The sequence below is a fragment of the Pseudomonas sp. UBA6562 genome (genome assembly GCF_002434265.1).
Taxonomy (GTDB): domain Bacteria; phylum Pseudomonadota; class Gammaproteobacteria; order Pseudomonadales; family Pseudomonadaceae; genus Aquipseudomonas.
This window is the reverse complement of sequence record NZ_DJJS01000005.1, coordinates 137,758-153,270: the sequence shown is the minus strand read 5'-3', so window position 1 is coordinate 153,270 and position 15,513 is coordinate 137,758. Positions and strand designations below refer to the sequence as shown.

General features: G+C 65.8%; 14 protein-coding genes. 5 read left to right on the top strand and 9 right to left on the bottom strand.

Features of this window, described 5'->3' with window-relative positions:
* Positions 1-9: 9 nt before the first annotated feature.
* On the bottom strand, positions 10-885 hold the full coding sequence (locus B4M43_RS07340; RefSeq protein WP_414707821.1) for an SDR family oxidoreductase: 876 nt from the start codon (positions 883-885) through the stop codon (positions 10-12).
* A gap of 200 nt (positions 886-1,085) precedes the next feature.
* Entirely contained in the window at positions 1,086-1,829 is a 744-nt protein-coding gene (locus tag B4M43_RS07335) for a phosphatase PAP2 family protein (protein WP_296265628.1), read from the bottom strand.
* Positions 1,830-2,185: 356 nt separating this feature from the next.
* On the opposite strand from B4M43_RS07335, the gene B4M43_RS07330 reads away from it, so the two are divergent.
* Complete coding sequence (locus B4M43_RS07330) at positions 2,186-3,832, top strand: phosphoethanolamine transferase (protein WP_296265626.1); 1,647 nt, start codon at positions 2,186-2,188, stop codon at positions 3,830-3,832.
* A gap of 82 nt (positions 3,833-3,914) precedes the next feature.
* Here the strand turns inward: B4M43_RS07330 and B4M43_RS07325 are convergent, their stop codons facing one another.
* Positions 3,915-4,862 (bottom strand): helix-turn-helix transcriptional regulator, encoded by a 948-nt coding sequence (locus tag B4M43_RS07325; RefSeq protein ID WP_296265624.1) that lies wholly within the window; start codon positions 4,860-4,862, stop codon positions 3,915-3,917.
* Positions 4,863-5,335: 473 nt separating this feature from the next.
* Between B4M43_RS07325 and B4M43_RS07320 the strand changes: the two genes are divergently transcribed.
* The 3 genes from B4M43_RS07320 (at position 5,336) to B4M43_RS07310 (ending at position 8,670) form a co-directional block, all read left to right on the top strand.
* Entirely contained in the window at positions 5,336-6,799 is a 1,464-nt protein-coding gene (locus B4M43_RS07320; RefSeq protein WP_296265622.1) for a M48 family metallopeptidase, read from the top strand.
* 94 nt (positions 6,800-6,893) lie between these two features.
* Complete coding sequence (locus tag B4M43_RS07315; RefSeq protein WP_296265620.1) at positions 6,894-7,553, top strand: hypothetical protein; 660 nt, start codon at positions 6,894-6,896, stop codon at positions 7,551-7,553.
* A 91-nt stretch (positions 7,554-7,644) separates the two neighbouring features.
* Positions 7,645-8,670 carry a hypothetical protein gene (locus B4M43_RS07310; protein ID WP_296265617.1) on the top strand — a complete coding sequence of 342 codons (1,026 nt, stop codon included), beginning with the start codon at positions 7,645-7,647 and terminating at the stop codon, positions 8,668-8,670.
* A gap of 33 nt (positions 8,671-8,703) precedes the next feature.
* Here B4M43_RS07310 and B4M43_RS07305 read toward each other — a convergent pair whose 3' ends face one another.
* From B4M43_RS07305 to B4M43_RS07280, 6 genes are all read right to left on the bottom strand, one after another.
* Positions 8,704-9,465 carry an ABC transporter ATP-binding protein gene (locus B4M43_RS07305; RefSeq protein WP_296265616.1) on the bottom strand — a complete coding sequence of 254 codons (762 nt, stop codon included), beginning with the start codon at positions 9,463-9,465 and terminating at the stop codon, positions 8,704-8,706.
* The gene (locus B4M43_RS07300; RefSeq protein ID WP_296265614.1) at positions 9,462-10,523 is read right to left on the bottom strand and encodes a FecCD family ABC transporter permease; all 1,062 of its coding nucleotides are present in this window, start codon (positions 10,521-10,523) and stop codon (positions 9,462-9,464) included. The genes B4M43_RS07305 and B4M43_RS07300 overlap by 4 nt, the downstream gene beginning before the upstream one ends.
* Positions 10,520-11,632, bottom strand: coding sequence for an ABC transporter substrate-binding protein (locus tag B4M43_RS07295; RefSeq protein ID WP_296265612.1), 1,113 nt, complete (start codon positions 11,630-11,632; stop codon positions 10,520-10,522). Before B4M43_RS07295 ends, B4M43_RS07300 begins: the two co-directional genes overlap by 4 nt.
* 470 nt (positions 11,633-12,102) lie before the next feature.
* Entirely contained in the window at positions 12,103-12,693 is a 591-nt protein-coding gene (locus B4M43_RS07290) for an HAD family hydrolase (protein WP_296265610.1), read from the bottom strand.
* The gene (gene tesB, locus B4M43_RS07285) at positions 12,690-13,559 is read right to left on the bottom strand and encodes an acyl-CoA thioesterase II (RefSeq protein ID WP_296265608.1); all 870 of its coding nucleotides are present in this window, start codon (positions 13,557-13,559) and stop codon (positions 12,690-12,692) included. Before tesB ends, B4M43_RS07290 begins: the two co-directional genes overlap by 4 nt.
* A 94-nt stretch (positions 13,560-13,653) precedes the next feature.
* Positions 13,654-14,223: a GNAT family N-acetyltransferase gene (locus B4M43_RS07280; RefSeq protein ID WP_296265606.1), complete on the bottom strand. Its 570-nt coding sequence runs from the start codon at positions 14,221-14,223 to the stop codon at positions 13,654-13,656.
* A 190-nt stretch (positions 14,224-14,413) separates the two neighbouring features.
* On the opposite strand from B4M43_RS07280, the gene B4M43_RS07275 reads away from it, so the two are divergent.
* Positions 14,414-15,328, top strand: a complete 915-nt coding sequence (locus B4M43_RS07275; RefSeq protein WP_296265604.1) for a histone deacetylase family protein — start codon at positions 14,414-14,416, stop codon at positions 15,326-15,328.
* Positions 15,329-15,513: the final 185 nt, after the last annotated feature.

Here is a 15,513-nt window from a genome sequence, read left to right as displayed (position 1 = left end):
TCATAGTCTTCAAGGCAGCGTGTTGCCACCTGTCACGCCAAACACTTCGCCGGTGATGTAACTCGACTCCTGGCTGGCCAGCAGCACGTAGATGGGAGCACATTCGGCGGGTTGCCCTGCACGACCCATCGGTGTTTCCGAGCCAAAATCCGGAATTTTTTCTTGGGGTTGGCCGCCGCTGGGCTGCAGAGGTGTCCAGAAAGGACCCGGTGCGACAGCGTTGACGCGGATGCCCTTGCCGATCACCTGTTTGGACAGCGCCTTGGTGAAGGCGACGATGGCCGATTTGGTCGGCGCGTAGTCCAGGAGCGTTTCCGAGGGCTGGTAAGCCTGGATCGACGCGGTGTTGATGATGGTCGCCCCGGCCGGCATGAGCGGCAGCGCGGCTTTGCAGATCCAGAACATGGCGGTCACGTTGGTGCGGAACGTCAGCTCGAACTGCTCTGTCGTCAAATCCGCGATATCTTTCTGCGCCGTCTGCTTGCCAGCGACGTTGACCAGGATATCGAGCCCCCCCAACGCTTGCTCTCCTTGGGCAACCAACTGCTGACAGAAGCTTTCGCTGGTGATGTCGCCTGGTATGGCTACAGCTTTGCGCCCAGCGGCCTCGATCAGCTCGACGACTTCACGTGCGTCCGCTTCCTCTGAAGGGAGGTAATTGAGTACGACATCCGCCCCTTCACGTGCGAAAGCGATGGCCGCCGCCCGGCCAATACCCGAGTCTGCGCCAGTGATCAGCGCTTTGCGCCCGGCCAAGCGGCCAAATCCCTTATAGCTGCTCTCGCCGTGATCCGCTTTGGGTTGCAGATCATGGACAGTGCCTGGGGCAGTCTGTGATTGTTTGGGAAATTCTGGCTGCGGGTATTGGGTGAGTGGGTTCTGCATGGAAAATTGGTTTTCAGTGGGCACGATGCAGCTCCAGTCATGAGGGTGTTAGGGTTGGGATGGCAGACAAGCGCGAGACGTTCCGTCTTTTTCGCTCGTCGCACAGATCGTGGCGACGACCGCCACGATTCGACGTGGATTGCGAACTTGCGCTCGCCAACGAGGCTGATAGCCCCGCCAGGCGGCGTGCCCGCGCAGCGTCACGAGCTAAGGCGCACCGCACCCGTCGCGCCCCTGACCTTGCCCGGCGCCGGTTGCCACACCAGCCAGCGGTAGCACAGCACGCACAGTGTCCAGTCGATCAGCAGCGTCCAGAGGTTGTGCGAGAGAAAATGCGCGCCCTGCGCCATGCGCCCCAGTGACAGCACAACGCCCAGCGTCAGCGCCAGCACCAGCGCGACCCGCGCAGCCTTGACCCGACGGTCGCGCAAGGCGAAGAACAGGGCTATCAGCGAGAACCCCGTGGACGCATGGCCGCCAGGCCAGCACAGACCGGGTTTGTCGGTTTCCGCGCGATGGGCCAGCAATGGTGTATAGGTCTCGCTGCCGCCGAAATCGCTGAGGCTCCAAGGGCAGTGCACGCCCGTGGCGATCTTCAACGGCATCACCACCGAGGTGGTCAGGCTCAGCGCCAGCACCACGTAGCCCAACGGTCTGCGCCATTGACGCAGCGGGGCGTAGAACCAGCTGGCCAAGAACGCCAGGAACAGCGTGACCGACAGCGCGATCACCGCTTGCTTGACCCGATCGTGCAGGATGTTCTCCAGCCAGTAGCTCTTGCGCCCGATGAAACCCACGCCAGGCTGGTAGAACAAATGCTCCAGCCGAAAATCGATCGGCGTCATGTCGAACACCAGCATCAGTGCCATCAGCAACACGGGCACGCCCAGCGCCAGCCGAAAATCGAACGGCCGCGAAGGGGTGGACAAAAGCCTAGTAGCCATGCAGGAACTCCGCAGTGGGAAAGAGTGGCGACAGGGCGCATAAAGGCGGCCACTCAATGTGAAAGAACGCCTTTACTCGCAAGGCAAGTAGGCAAGTCGATTGCGCCGCGACAGTAGTGCGGCTGACATAGGTTAATAGTGAAAACCCTGTAAAAAATTCGTTAAGCCGGCACCTGGATGGCCGACTTAAATAATCATTCACTCATTGCACATGGACACTGGGAAACGCCCTACAAATAATCACACACCGCCAACCTTACTTTCACGAAAACTTGATGAGTGCCTGATTAACGTTTGCGCCTTACAAGAACGGCTCACGCCCCTGCGTCATCACTTTCTTCCGAAAGATCACAACCATGCTCAAGATAAAACCTGTGCGCCCCGAAATTGTCACGGGGCTGGCCAGCGCGTTTCTGCTGGGCGCCTTCAACCTGCCGCTATGGCATCACCTCGATGCGATCACTGCGGCAGGCGGCGCGGGCTGGCGCTTGACGGCAGCGTTCGCCACGCTGCTGTTCGGTGTGTTCACGATCGTGCTCACCTGGTTGGCGATACCGAAACTGTTCAAACCCGTGTTGATCGCACTGTTCATGGTCAGCGCGGGTGTAGCGTACTTCATGAACCGTTACGGTATCTTGATCGATACTGGCATGCTGCGTAATGCCGCAGAAACCAATGCCACGGAAGTACGCGACCTGTTATCGCCGACACTCTTCGCCTACATAGCACTGTTGGGCCTACTCCCCTCCTTATTGCTATGGCGAACGCCCGTTAATTACCGCCGATGGTTACCCAGCCTGCTGAGCAAGACCCTGGTGACCGCTGGAGCTGCTGCACTGGTCGCCAGTGTAGGCCTGATCAATTATCAAGGCCTGTCGTCATTACTGCGCAACCACCATGAATTACATTTAATGGTCGTACCGAGCAATTACATTGGCGCTTCCATCAACTATGTGCGCGAGCAAGTGGCCAGTTCGAAGCAACCCTTCACACGTATCGGCGAAGACGCCGTGCGTGTAAGGTCTGCGGCGAACCAGACACGTAAATCCCTGACCGTGCTGGTGGTCGGCGAAAGCGCTCGCGCCGAGAACTTCAGCCTGCTGGGCTATGCCCGCGACACCAACCCCGAATTGAGTCGAGTGCCAGGGCTGGTCGCATTCCCCGACATGCATTCCTGCGGTACGGAAACGGCCGTCTCGGTGCCCTGCATGTTTTCCAACCTGGGCCGTGCGGGCTACAGCGCGTCGGCCGTCAGCAACCGCGAAGGCCTGCTCGACGTGCTCAAGCGCGCCGGGGTGCAGGTGCTCTGGCGCGACAACCAATCGGGCTGCAAAGGCACCTGTGCCAGTGCGACGGTGGTCAACCTCAGCAACGCCGCCGACGCTACCCTGTGCGCCGACCACGAGTGCCGCGACGAAATCCTCCTGCAAGGGCTGCAAACGCTGATCGACCACCTCGATCAGGACACCGTCCTGGTGCTGCACCAGATGGGTAGCCACGGCCCCGAATACTACAAGCGCTATCCGGCAGCGTTCGAGCGCTTCACGCCGGTGTGCAAGAGCAATGCGCTGGACCAGTGCAGCCGCGACAGCATCGTCAACGCCTATGACAACACGCTGCTGTACACCGACCATGTCCTGGCCCAGTTGCTCGACGTGCTACGCAAGAACCAGGCGCACGTCGCCACCGCCATGGTCTACCTGTCGGACCACGGCGAATCGCTGGGCGAGTTCAACCTGTTCCTGCATGGCACCCCTTACATGCTCGCACCCGAGCAGCAGAAGCACGTGCCATTGCTGGTGTGGTTGTCGGACACCTACCAGCAGGCCGTCGGTATCGACATGGATTGCCTGGCCCGCAACCGTAGCGCCCAGCTGAGCCAGGACAACCTGTTCCACTCGATGCTGGGCTTGCTGCAAGTGCAGACGCGGATCTACGACCCGGCACTGGATCTGTTCTCGGGTTGCAAGCCCAGCCACTTGACCAGCACCCGGCCCGCCTAGGCGATGGCTGCCGATAGCTGAGGTCGTTGGGCGCTGCCTGGCGCATGGCAGGCAGGCTTGGTCTGCGTGCAGCCCAAAGCGTCTAGGCCTCGGCCCCTGGCGGGTATCCGAAATGCGCCTTGTACGCATGGCTGAAGTTCGCCGGATTGGCATAGCCCAGGCGGAAGGCGATCTGCGCCACCTGCCACTTGCGCTGGCGCAGCAGGGTGCGCGCCAGCTCCATGCGCGCCTGACGCAGGTACTGCAGCATCGACTGGCCATAGACGTTGGCGAACGCCCGGCGCAGGGTGGTTTCGCCCACACCGAGCTGACGGGCCAGAGCCACGCTGCCCGGCGGGTCGATGAGATGCTCGTCGAGCACGCGACGCGCTTCGTGGGCGAGGTCGCGCTGCCCGCGCGGCGCGGGATCGGGCCGAGTCGGCTCACCCTTGAGAAAGTTCGCCAGCTCGACCAGCACCGCCAGGCTCAGACTTTCCTGATTCAAACGCTCCAGCACACCGACGTACGGCGAGTGGTACAACCGCTCCAGCAGCACGCCCATGGTCTTGCAGCGATTGAATTCGGCGAACTGCATGCCGTTGTCGAGCAGCCCCAGCAGCGGGCGCAGGGTCTCGTCCTCCTCGGCCAGCTCGTGGAGAAAATCGCCGGCGATGCGCAAGCCCGCCATCCGCGCATGGCTGCCGCCCGGCAGTTGGTCCACGGCCTCCATGCTTTCGCTCAAACCCAGGCAATGGGTGCCGCCCAAGGTGTAACGGTTGAGCTGGCCGTCGACCTCGTGCTGCCACTGCCCGTCGAGCACGTGTACCAGGCACAGGCTGCCGGGCAGCACCTTGTCGATGCGCAGCGCCTCGGGAAATTGCAGGTTGCAGTCGAAATACTGCAAGTGCGGACGCACGGTACGGGCACGGTAGTGGCCGATGGCGCTGCCGAGCACCTGCTGCGCACTGTCGTCCAGCACGCCCGCTGTGGCCAGGGCCGCAGGGTGGTCGTATACGAAGTGCGTGTCCAGGTAGGGGTTCCAGCGTTTCATCGGCGTGTGTCCGGGGGACTGTGGGGCGGTGCGAATGATAACGCCATCACAGCGGATGCATGGGGCGTTGTGAGCAACGGCCTGATTGTTGTGGGCAGCGGCCCAGGTGCTTGGCAGATCGCCTGGGGTTGCCTTCAATACCGACTTCAAGCCGCGAAAGCGAACCGCGCGCGGCTTCGAGCCCAAACGATACCTGCCGCACGTTGCCCCGCCTGACCGCCCATGATGAGCCAGGCAGCCCTCGCGTCGCGGGCGTCATGGGCCTTTGCCAGGGAGGCCGATCAGACGCAATAGACCATGGATGGGGCGGGAAATTTCACTCTGCGACCCCTGCCTGCCCGGGCGTGGGTGTGCGACGGCGCTGGCAAGCCCGCTGCGCGCCGTACGGTCGATGGGCCACCGCTCGCCCCAGCCCTCCCGAACGCTCCAAGCGCGCACCGCCGTGTGCCGCAGCCCCACCCTGAGGTTGAACGATGATGAACCGCCTGCGGCAACTGGCCTGGCCCCTGACGATCCTGCTGCTGCCCCTGGCCCTGATGGCCTGGAGCAGTCTGCAAAGCTGGCGGGCCGACAGCGTGCTGGAAGAAGCGCAGGTCATGCGGCAGTGGCTGGACAACCCCAGCGACGCGTTGCTGCAACAGCTTTCGTATGCCGAACGCACCCAGGTCATGACCCCACAAGGCCGGCGCGAACACTTCGAATGGACGGTGGCCCAGGCCGATGCCGACCGCACGTCCCTGCACCTGCGCCAACTCCTGGCCACCCTCGCCTACCTGTTGGCGCTGGCGGCCCTGCTGGCCGGCCCGGCCACCTGGATCAAGCTGCGCCTGGACGCCTGGCGTGCGTTGAGATCGCAACAATACCTGCACGACCACCTGAGCCGGAGCTGGCACGTGCTGGGCCGCTGGCTGGTGGCCTACACCGGGCTGCTGGTCGGCTCGCTCGGGGTGATCCTGCTGTACGAAATCGACTATGGCTGGAGCCATTTCAAGGCTGGCGGCTGGGCCATCGCCCTGGCGGCCATCCCGGTGCTGGGCGTGTTGGGCATCGGGCTGATGCTGATTCAGCGCTTGCGCCAACGCTGGTACGAGATGCAGGCGCCGGTGTCGAGCTTTCTCGGTCGCGGTCTGGGCCGCCATGAGGCACCGGGGCTGTGGGCCTGGGTCGAGCGCCTGGCCACCGACCTCGGCGCGCCGGTGCCGGACCACATCGTGGTGGGCGTGGACCAATCGTTCTTCGTCACCAGCGTGGACGTCACCCTGCAGCCTTCGCAGCAGGTGCTCAGCGGCCGCACCCTGTACCTGCCGCTGACCTACCTGTCGACCCTGAGCCAGCAGGAGACCGCCGCGATCATCGGCCACGAACTGGGGCATTTCAGCAGCCGCGATACCGAGCGCGGCAGCGAAGTGGCAGCACGCTTCAGGCTGATGTGCGTGCACTTCGCCATGATCCGCGCCGCCGATGAGGACCCGTCCTGGATCGAGCGGCCGGCCATCTGGATCACGGCGCAGTTCCTGCACTACTTCCAGGTCGCGGTGCACCACTGGAGCCGTGCCCAGGAACTGGTCGCCGACCGCAGCGGCGCCCAGGTGGCCGGCGAGCGATTGTTCTGCCAGGCCCTGCTGCGGGTGGTCGCCTTGGACGGCGAAATAGCGCGTCTGCTGGGCGACGGCCGCCATTCCAATCTGATCCAGGCCTTGGCCGAGCATCTGCGTGCCACGCCCCTGCGCCTGGACGACAGCGTGCTGGAGCAGGCCGTCGAGCACCCGTTCGACACCCACCCGTCCACGGCCAGCCGCGTACGCCAGCTGGGCGTGGAGCTCGACGCGAGCTTGCTCGCCGAAGCCACACGCACGCCCCGGGACAGCGACCGCCAGTGGTTCGCGCACCTGACCCAAGCGACTTCGCCGGCCAACCCCGCCGGAGCCTGGGCATGAGCGCCAACGCCCTCGCACGAGGCTCGCCCGTTCTTTTCCAGGTCGCGATACGGCGGCCAACCCTCACCTCCATCCGCCCTCAGGAAACCCCACCATGAGCACACCCCAGAACCCCGATCCATTGGCCAACCTGGCCGAGTCGCTGACCCGCGAGCACAGCCAGGCCCAGGCGGCCGGCCGCCAGCAGGTGGTCGACGAACTGAACGCGGTCATCGCCCAGGTGCCGGAGCAGAGCGAGTTCACCAACACGACGCGTTTCAAGGTATGGGGGCCGATCCTGCTGCTGGGCGCGCTGATCATGATGGGCTACGGGATCCATATCGGCAGCAACAAGATGACGATCTTCGCGCTGGTCATGGTGGTCATCTTTCTCGCGCTGACCTGGCAGCACCGCAACGCCGGCAAGGCCGTGTTCATGCGTTTGAATCGCCGGCAGTTGACGGTCGACACCTTGAGCACGCCGGTCGAGCTGACCGACATCGCCGAGATCCTGGTCAAGGACGAAGGCATGATCACCCTGCAAAAGCTGACCCTGCGCCCCGGCGCCCCCCTGCCCAAGCACCGCGCCACTTTCCAGTTGTTCGGCAACCAGGCCATGGCCCTGGCCAAGCCCACGCCGCACATCCGCATCAACTCGGCCGGATTGATGTGCAACGGCCGTCGCCTGAACATCGAGGAGATCGCCGCCACGCTGGACGCCTACCGCATGGCCGCCCACGCCCAGCAGCAACTGGACTCCATGCAACTGCGCTAAGCGGCGCCGCCTGGGCCTTCGGGCAGGGCCACCCGGAACCGCAGCGGGCACGGCAGTGTCGACCGAGCCCGCTTCGAGAGAAGAGAACGTCATGCTGCCACAGCGCCTGCAAGCCCCCTCCTTGCACGACCTGCACACCAGCGTGCATGGGCACCTGGCCGATGCGCAGGCCCAGGTCACCGTGCAGTTCTCGGCGCCCGATCAGTATCCCGCACCGGTGCTGGCCGCTCTGGATGCCCTGTGCGCCACCTACGGGCCGCGGCTCGAGGTTCGGTTCTATGGGCATTACGCAGGCGCTCCGTTCGACGGTCACACCCTGGAGGCACTGCCCAATGTGCAGGCGCTGAGCCTCGACTGTCTGTATCAGGTAGCCCACCTCGAACGGCTCCAGGGCCTGACTGGCCTGCACAGCCTCGCCCTGAACATCGATAAGGTCGACCTCAACCCCTTGGTGGCTTTCGATACGCTACGCACCTTGCGCCAACTGAGCGTAGGCCAGGAAACGGGCCCAAAGCTCGACCTGCTGCCAGTAAGCCGGTTACCGCACATGCAAGCCTTTCATCTCAGTGCGAAAACCACCGGCCTCGCGCCGCTGCGGGCATTGAGCGCGCTGAACGAACTCAGCCTGTGGCGGCAGCCGGCCAGTACCTCTCTGGAAGTGGTCGCCACCCTCCCCCACCTGCGCGAGCTGTCCATCGGCTTTGGTAGCCGCAAGACGATAGCCGAAGTGCGCAGCGACAGCGTTACGCACTTGTGGGTGTGCCGCGTGCGCGGGTTGCAGGCACTGGACCTGGCGCACTTTGCGCAGTTGCACGTGCTGCAGGTGGAAGACCAGCCGCACATCGCATGCCTGAACCTGGCGCCTTGTCGGCAACTGCGTGCGCTGCGCCTGGAAAACCTCAAGACCCTGGCCCAACTGGACGGTATGCGTCAGGTGCCGCTGAGCAAGCTGTCGATCTACAAGACGCCGGCCCTGGACCTGCCGAGCCTGCTCGATTCGCCGCCTCCCACCTTGCGCTCCGTACGGTTGATCAGCGGCAAGCGCGCGCCGGACCACGCGCTGGAGGCCCGGCGTACGGCACTGGGCCTGGGCACGGTCAGCGGCGTGTTCGAGTGATGCGCGCCGCGCGCCCTCGCACGGGCGTCGCGGCTACGACACCGCCCTGTCGACCAGCACTTGCAACCGCCCGCGCGAGCAGCGTTCGACCCGTGCCTGCACCCCATACACCTCGGCCAGCAGCGCCGGTCGCAACACGTCCTCCGGGGTACCGCAGGCCACCACGCGGCCCCGGTCGAGCATCACCAGGGTGTCGGCGTGGCTGGCCGCGAGGTTGATGTCGTGCAGCACGGCGATGGCCAGCAGGCGCTGGGTCTGGACGCGTTGGCGCACCGCGTCCATCACCCGCAACTGATAGTGCAGGTCCAGCGCGCTGGTGGGCTCGTCGAGCAACAGCACCTGGGGAGTGCGCGCCAACAGCTGGGCCAGCGCCACCAGCTGTTTCTGCCCGCCCGACAGCGCGTCGAGACCGCGTTCGGCCAGGTGTTCGATGCCCAACTGGCGCAGCGCCTCGAAGGCCAGGGCGGCGGGATGCTCGGCGCCGCCGACGCGCAGGCCGACGATGATGCTTTCCAGTACGCCCAGGGCAATGCCGGGCGGCAGTTGTTGGGGCATGTAGCTCAGGCGCCGGGCACGCTCGGCGAAATTCAGCTGGGTTACGTCGACGCCGTCGAGGGTCACCGCACCCTTCATCGGTTCCAGCCCGGCCAGCGCGCGCAGCAAGGTGGACTTGCCGGCACCGTTCGGGCCGACCAGCGCCACCAGGCTGCCGCTGGGCAGCGGCGGCAGGCTCAGGCCCTGGATGACCGCGCGTTTGCCATAGGCCACGTACAGCGCGTCGATCGACAGGCTCACAGGTTTCTCCCTCGGCGGAACACCAGCGCCACGAACACCGGCACGCCCACCAATGCGGTGACGATGCCCACCGGCACGATCATGCCCGGCAGGATCACTTTGCTCGCCACCGACGACAGCGCCAGCAGCAAGGCCCCGACCAGCGCACTGGCCGGGAGCAGGAAGCGCTGGTCCTCGCCCACCAGCAAACGTGCGATGTGCGGCCCCACCAGGCCGATGAAGCCGATGGTGCCGACGAACGCCACCGCCGTGGCCGCCAACAGGCTGATGCGCAGCAGCGAGGCGCGGCGCAGGCGACGGGTGTCGACGCCGAAGCTGCGGGCGCGGTCTTCGCCCATGCGCAGCAGGGTCATGGCCGGTGCGGCGCGCAGCGAGAACGGCAGCACCGCGGCGAGCACGATGGCCAACAGGGTCAACGAATCCCAGTTGGCCCGTGCCAGGCTGCCCAGCGTCCAGAACACCAGTTGTTGCAGCACGTCTTCGGTGGCCAGCATCTGCAACAGCGACACGAGCGCGTTGCAGCTGAACACCAGGGCGATGCCGAACAGCACCAGGCTCTGCACGCCGGCGCCGCGCAGGCGCGACATCGCTTGCAGCAACAGCACCGACAGGCAGGCGAAGACGAAGGCCATCAAGGGCACCTGCACGCTGGGCGCCAGCCATGCGACGCCCAGGGGATAGGCGATCGCCAGCGAGGCGCCGAGCGCCGCCGACGACGACACGCCCAAGGTGAAGGGGCTCGCCAGCGGGTTGTCGAGGATGGCCTGCATCTCCGCGCCGGCCAGCGACAACGCCGCGCCCACCAGCACGGCCATCAGCGCATAGGGCAGGCGCACGTTCCAGATGATCACCCGCTCGGTGGCGCTGAGGCTGGTCGGGTCAAAGACGCCGTGCAGCAGTTGCGCCAGGCCCATGCCCGAGGCGCCGCTGGCCAGGTCGCCGAGCACGGCGAGCACCAGCAGCAGCGCCAGACCCGCGACCAGCCAGGTGCGTCGCCACAGCAGGCGGCGATAGCGCGCTACGGCCTGTAGCGCATCGCCAATAGGCTGTGCGGTCATTTCGCGTCGATCCAGTAGCTGCCTTGCAGAGCGACCTTGAGCAGTTGGTTGATCTCGGCCAGGGTCGCCTGCGGGTCGAGGTCCTTGAAGCGCTCGGGGTGGATCCAGCGGGCCATGGCTTCGATGGCCAGGATGTTGAACGGCGAGTTGTAGAAGTCATGCCACAGGGCATGGGCCTGGCCCTGCTGGATCGGCCGCAGCGGCGCGAACTCGGGGCGGGCGGTGATGCGCGCCAAGCTGTCCTGTGCGGTCTTCTGGGACACGCCGGCGCCGAGCAGCACGCCCGGTGCGCGGTTGCCGGTGGCGATGTACACGTCGGGGTCGCGTTGCAGCACGTATTCCACGCTAACATCGCCCAGGGCGCCGGGGATCACGTCGGCGGCGATGTTGTGCCCGCCCACGGCGTCGACCACGCTGCCCAGGCCGCTCTTGCCGGTGGTGTGCCCCGGCGCCTGCCAGACGCCGGGCAGCAACTCGAGGAAGACCTTGGGCCGCTCGCGGTCTTCGAGGCCGGCGACAGCCTGCTCGACGCGTTGCAAGTGGCGGTCGTACAGGTCGAGGAAGGCCTGCGCCTGCGCCTTGCGGTCGAGCAAGGTGCCCAGCGCTTCGAGGCTGACCCGGGTGTTGCGGATCGGCTGCACGCGGAAGTCGATGAACAGTACCGGAACGCCGGCCTTGGCCAGCAGGTCGGCCACCGGGCTGTGCTGGGTCGGGCCTTCGCCGGCGATGCTGAAGATCGCCAGGTCCGGCTTGAGCGCCAGGATCTGCTCGGCGCTGACGCTCTGCTCCGACGCCTGGCCGATCAGCGGCAGCTTGGCGATCTGCGGGTACTGCTTGGCGTACACCTCATAGGTGTGCGGGTCGAGCAGGCGCATGTCGTTCTGCCAACCGACCACGCGCTGGAACGGGTTGTCGCGGTCGAGCAGGGCCAGGGCGAAGAACAGCCGCCCTTCGCCGAGCACGATGCGCTGGGGTGCGTGGTCGAGCTTGACGGTGCGGCCCAAGACGTCGGTGACCTCGACCGCGCCGGCGGGCGTGGCCAGGCCCAGCCAGCAGCAGACGATGGCGAGCAACGGCAGCAGGCGCCGCCAAGTGGGGGTGCGGTTCATGGGCGGAACTCCAGGTCGGTGGACGGCGGCGGACGCTGCAGGGCTCGAGTGCCGTACGCGCAGGGGCGTGCGATCGGCGGGCACGCGTGGGCACGGGCGAATCCATGCGCACGCGTTCGTGCCAGACAGCGCCATAGCGAATGAATCGCATTCGAGCGGCGCCATTCTAAAGACTTGCCTTCGATCGCGGCTTGGCGGGAATGTAATGGTCTGCCACCGCAGGCAGTGCCATTACATGCAGTTACATCGACCTGAGCCTGTATGGTCCGAAGCCAGCCAGTGTGGGGACGGCTGGTTCGGTGTGGGAACGCCGGTTCGGCGCCCCGATCGATCGCGATGAACGGCATCGCCGCCTTGGATCAAGCGCCGCTTACCCTGTGGAGGAAGCCATCGCGCCGTTGGGCCGGCTTTGCCGGCCCAATAGCCTCAACCCAGAATCGACAGAACGAACGCAAGCTTCGCGTCCAACCTCACCCCAACAGCACCTGCAACGCCCGGCAATCGGCGGCGTGCCAGTCGGCCAGTTCCGGCCAGTCGTTGTGCGGCTGGTTGACCAGCACCGTACGTGTGCCCGCCGCCCGCCCGCAGTCCAGGTCGATGTGGTGATCGCCGACCATCACCATCTCCGCCGGGTTCACGTTCCAAGCCTGGGCGATGTGCAGCAGGCCCTCGGGGCTGGGCTTGGGTTCGGCTTCGTCGCGGCCCAGGATGTGCGCCTTCGGAAAGCACTCGGCGATGCCGATGGCTTGCAGCGTGACGTGGGCCAGCTCGCGGGCGTTGCGGGTGAGGATGCCCAGACGGCAGCCGCGCCCGGCCAGCTCGCGCACCAGCGCCACGGCGCCCGGCGCTGGGCGCGAACCCAAGGCCAGGTCGCGTTCGTGTTCGAGCAGCCAGGCATGCTTGGCAGCGGCCTCGTCGGCGGGCAATGCGGCCAGGTGGCCGAGGATGTCGCTCTGCGGCGGGATGTCCAGCGCCACGCGGATGGCCGCGAAGTCATGCACCGCCACGGTCAAGGTGCCGTCCATGTCGAAGACCCAGTGGCGGATGTCGTGCAGCTTCATGCCCAATCCTTGCGGTGGCGGATCAGCCCTTCCTGGCTGGAGGACGCCACCAGCTGGCCGGCGCGGTTGTAGATGCTGCCGCGGTTGAAGCCACGGGCGTTGCCGGCCCACGGGCTGTCGGTGGCGTACAGCAGCCACTCGTCGGCACGCAGGTTGGCGTGGAACCACAGCGAGTGGTCGAGGCTGGCGATCTGCATGTCGTTGTTCCACACCGACTTGCCGTGGGGCAGCAAAGAGGTGGTCAGCAGGCCGAAGTCGGAGGCGTAGGCCAGCAGGTATTTGTGCAGCGCGGGCAGGTCCGGCAAGGTGCCGTCGGCGCGGAACCAGACGTACTTGACCGGATCGTCGGGCGTGGGGTTGAACGGGTCGCGCTCGGTCACCGGACGGATCTCGATGGGCTTGGGCCGCAGCACCTTTTCCCGCAACCGCTCGGGCAGGTGCGCGGACAGGGTGCTGGCCAGCTCCAGTTCGCTCGGCAGGTTTTCCGGCCCCACCACGTCGGGCATCGCCGCCTGGTGCAGGAAGCCTTCCTCGTCGTACTGGAACGAGGCGCTGCAGGTGAAGATCGGTTGGCCCTTCTGGATCGCCGTGACCCGGCGCGTGCTGAAGCTGCCGCCGTCGCGCACCCGGTCGACCGAATACACCACCGGCATGCTGGCGTCGCCCGGGCGCAGGAAATAGCCGTGCAGCGAGTGCACGTGGCGGGCGTCTTCGACCGTCTGGCTGGCCGCCGACAACGACTGGCCCAGCACCTGGCCGCCGTACAGTTGGCGGAAGCCCAGGTCCTGGCTGCGGCCGCGGAACAGGTTTTCTTCGATCGCTTCCAGGCTCAGCAGGTCGACCAGGTCGTCCAGCACTTCACTCATCGGTTGTCTCTCCTAGCAAGGCGTGTCCGCACTACGGCGTTTCATGGACGGGAATGATACAGGGTTTGTCGACATCACCCCGCATCCGATCCCTTCAGGCGCGTACCGTATGCAGCCATTGCTGAAGGTCGATGCGGTACAGCACGTGCGGCCGCAACGGGTCGTCGGCCGCTAGGCGCGGATGGGCGAACGCGCCATCGGGGTCGAGCTGCATGCCGATGGCCTGCATGACCTTCTGCGACGGCAGATTGCTGGCTGTGGTGAACGCCACCACTTCGGGCAACCGCATCTGGCTGAAGGCGCAGCGCAGGCACGCCCAGGCCGCCTCGCTGGCCAGCCCCAGGCCCCAGTGGCGCCGCGCCAGGCGCCAACCGATCTCCACCGCCGGGGTGAAGGGCGCGTCGAACCCCACGTTGAGCAGCCCGGTCATGCCGACGAAGGCGCCGCTGTCCTTGCGCTCCAGTGCCCACAGGCCGAAGCCGTATTCGTTGAAGTGGCCGCGCAGACGGCCCATCAGGGCGGCGGCCTCCAGGCGCGTCAGGGGCGCCGGGAAGTAGCGCATCACCTGCGGATCGGCGCATAGCGCGGCAAACTCGTCGAGGTCTTCGTCGCGCCACTGACGCAGGATCAGGCGCGGGCTTTCCAGGGTGGCGATGAGGGTCATGGCGGGGCTCCGAAGGACAGCAGTGCACTCTACAGCGGGCGATAGGGCAAGCGTAGGGCAATGGCTGACCGTCGTCAGCCTGTGGATGAAACTCGAATCCATGGCCCCTTGCTGCGCCCTATGCCACCGCCGCTGTTCGCCAGCGCCGCGCACCTGGCAAGATGCCCACTGGCCTACCCACGAGCTGACCATGCCTCTGCCGCTGATCTACCACGACGACTACAGCCCGGAGTTTCCCGCCGAGCATCGCTTTCCAATGGACAAGTTCCGCCTGCTGCGCGATCACCTGGTCGAGAGCGGCCTGACCTGTGACGAGGCGTTGATCCGGCCCGAGATCTGCCCCCGCGACATCCTCGCCCTGGCCCACGACCCGGCCTACATCGACCGTTACCTGCAAGGCGAACTGTCCCGCGAGGACCAACGCCGCCTCGGCCTGCCCTGGAGCGAAGCCCTGGCGCGGCGTACCGTACGTGCGGTGGGCGGCTCGCTGCTGACCGCCGAACTGGCCCTGCGCCACGGCCTCGCCTGCCACCTCGCCGGTGGCACCCACCATGCCCACTACGACCACCCGGCCGGCTTCTGCATCTTCAACGACCTGGCGATCATCAGCCGCTACCTGCTCGAAGCCGGACGCGTGCAATGCGTGCTGATCTTCGATTGCGACGTGCACCAGGGCGACGGCACCGCGCGCATCCTGCAAGACACGCCCGAGGCGGTCACCGTGTCGCTGCACTGCGAGCAGAACTTCCCGGCGCGCAAGGCCGACAGCGACTGGGACATTGCCTTGCCGCGCGGGATGAGCGACGCGGCCTACCTGCAGGTGGTGGAGCAGGCCCTGGACTACCTGCTGCCGCTGTACCAGCCGGACCTGGTGCTGTACGACGCCGGCGTGGACGTGCACAAGGACGATGCGCTCGGCTACCTGCAACTGACCGACGCCGGCGTGGCGGCGCGGGACGAATGCGTGCTGCGCCGTTGCCTGGCCCGCGACATTCCGGTGATGGGCGTGATCGGTGGCGGCTACAGCAAGGACCGCATCGCCCTCACCCGCCGCCACGGCATTCTTCACCACAGCGCGGCACGGGTGCTCGCTTACCCACAATGACTGTGGAACCGGCTGTGGATAAGCTGCTGGAAAAGCGCTGTAGCCCTTATGACGCAAGACCTGCAGAGGTTTGTACGTTTTTTGTACAACCTTTCAAAATAGCGGGCTCGGGTCGTTTATCCACAATCTGTGTCCGATCGTTCATACAGACGTCTTCCGTGCAGACCTGAAAGCGCAGACACGGG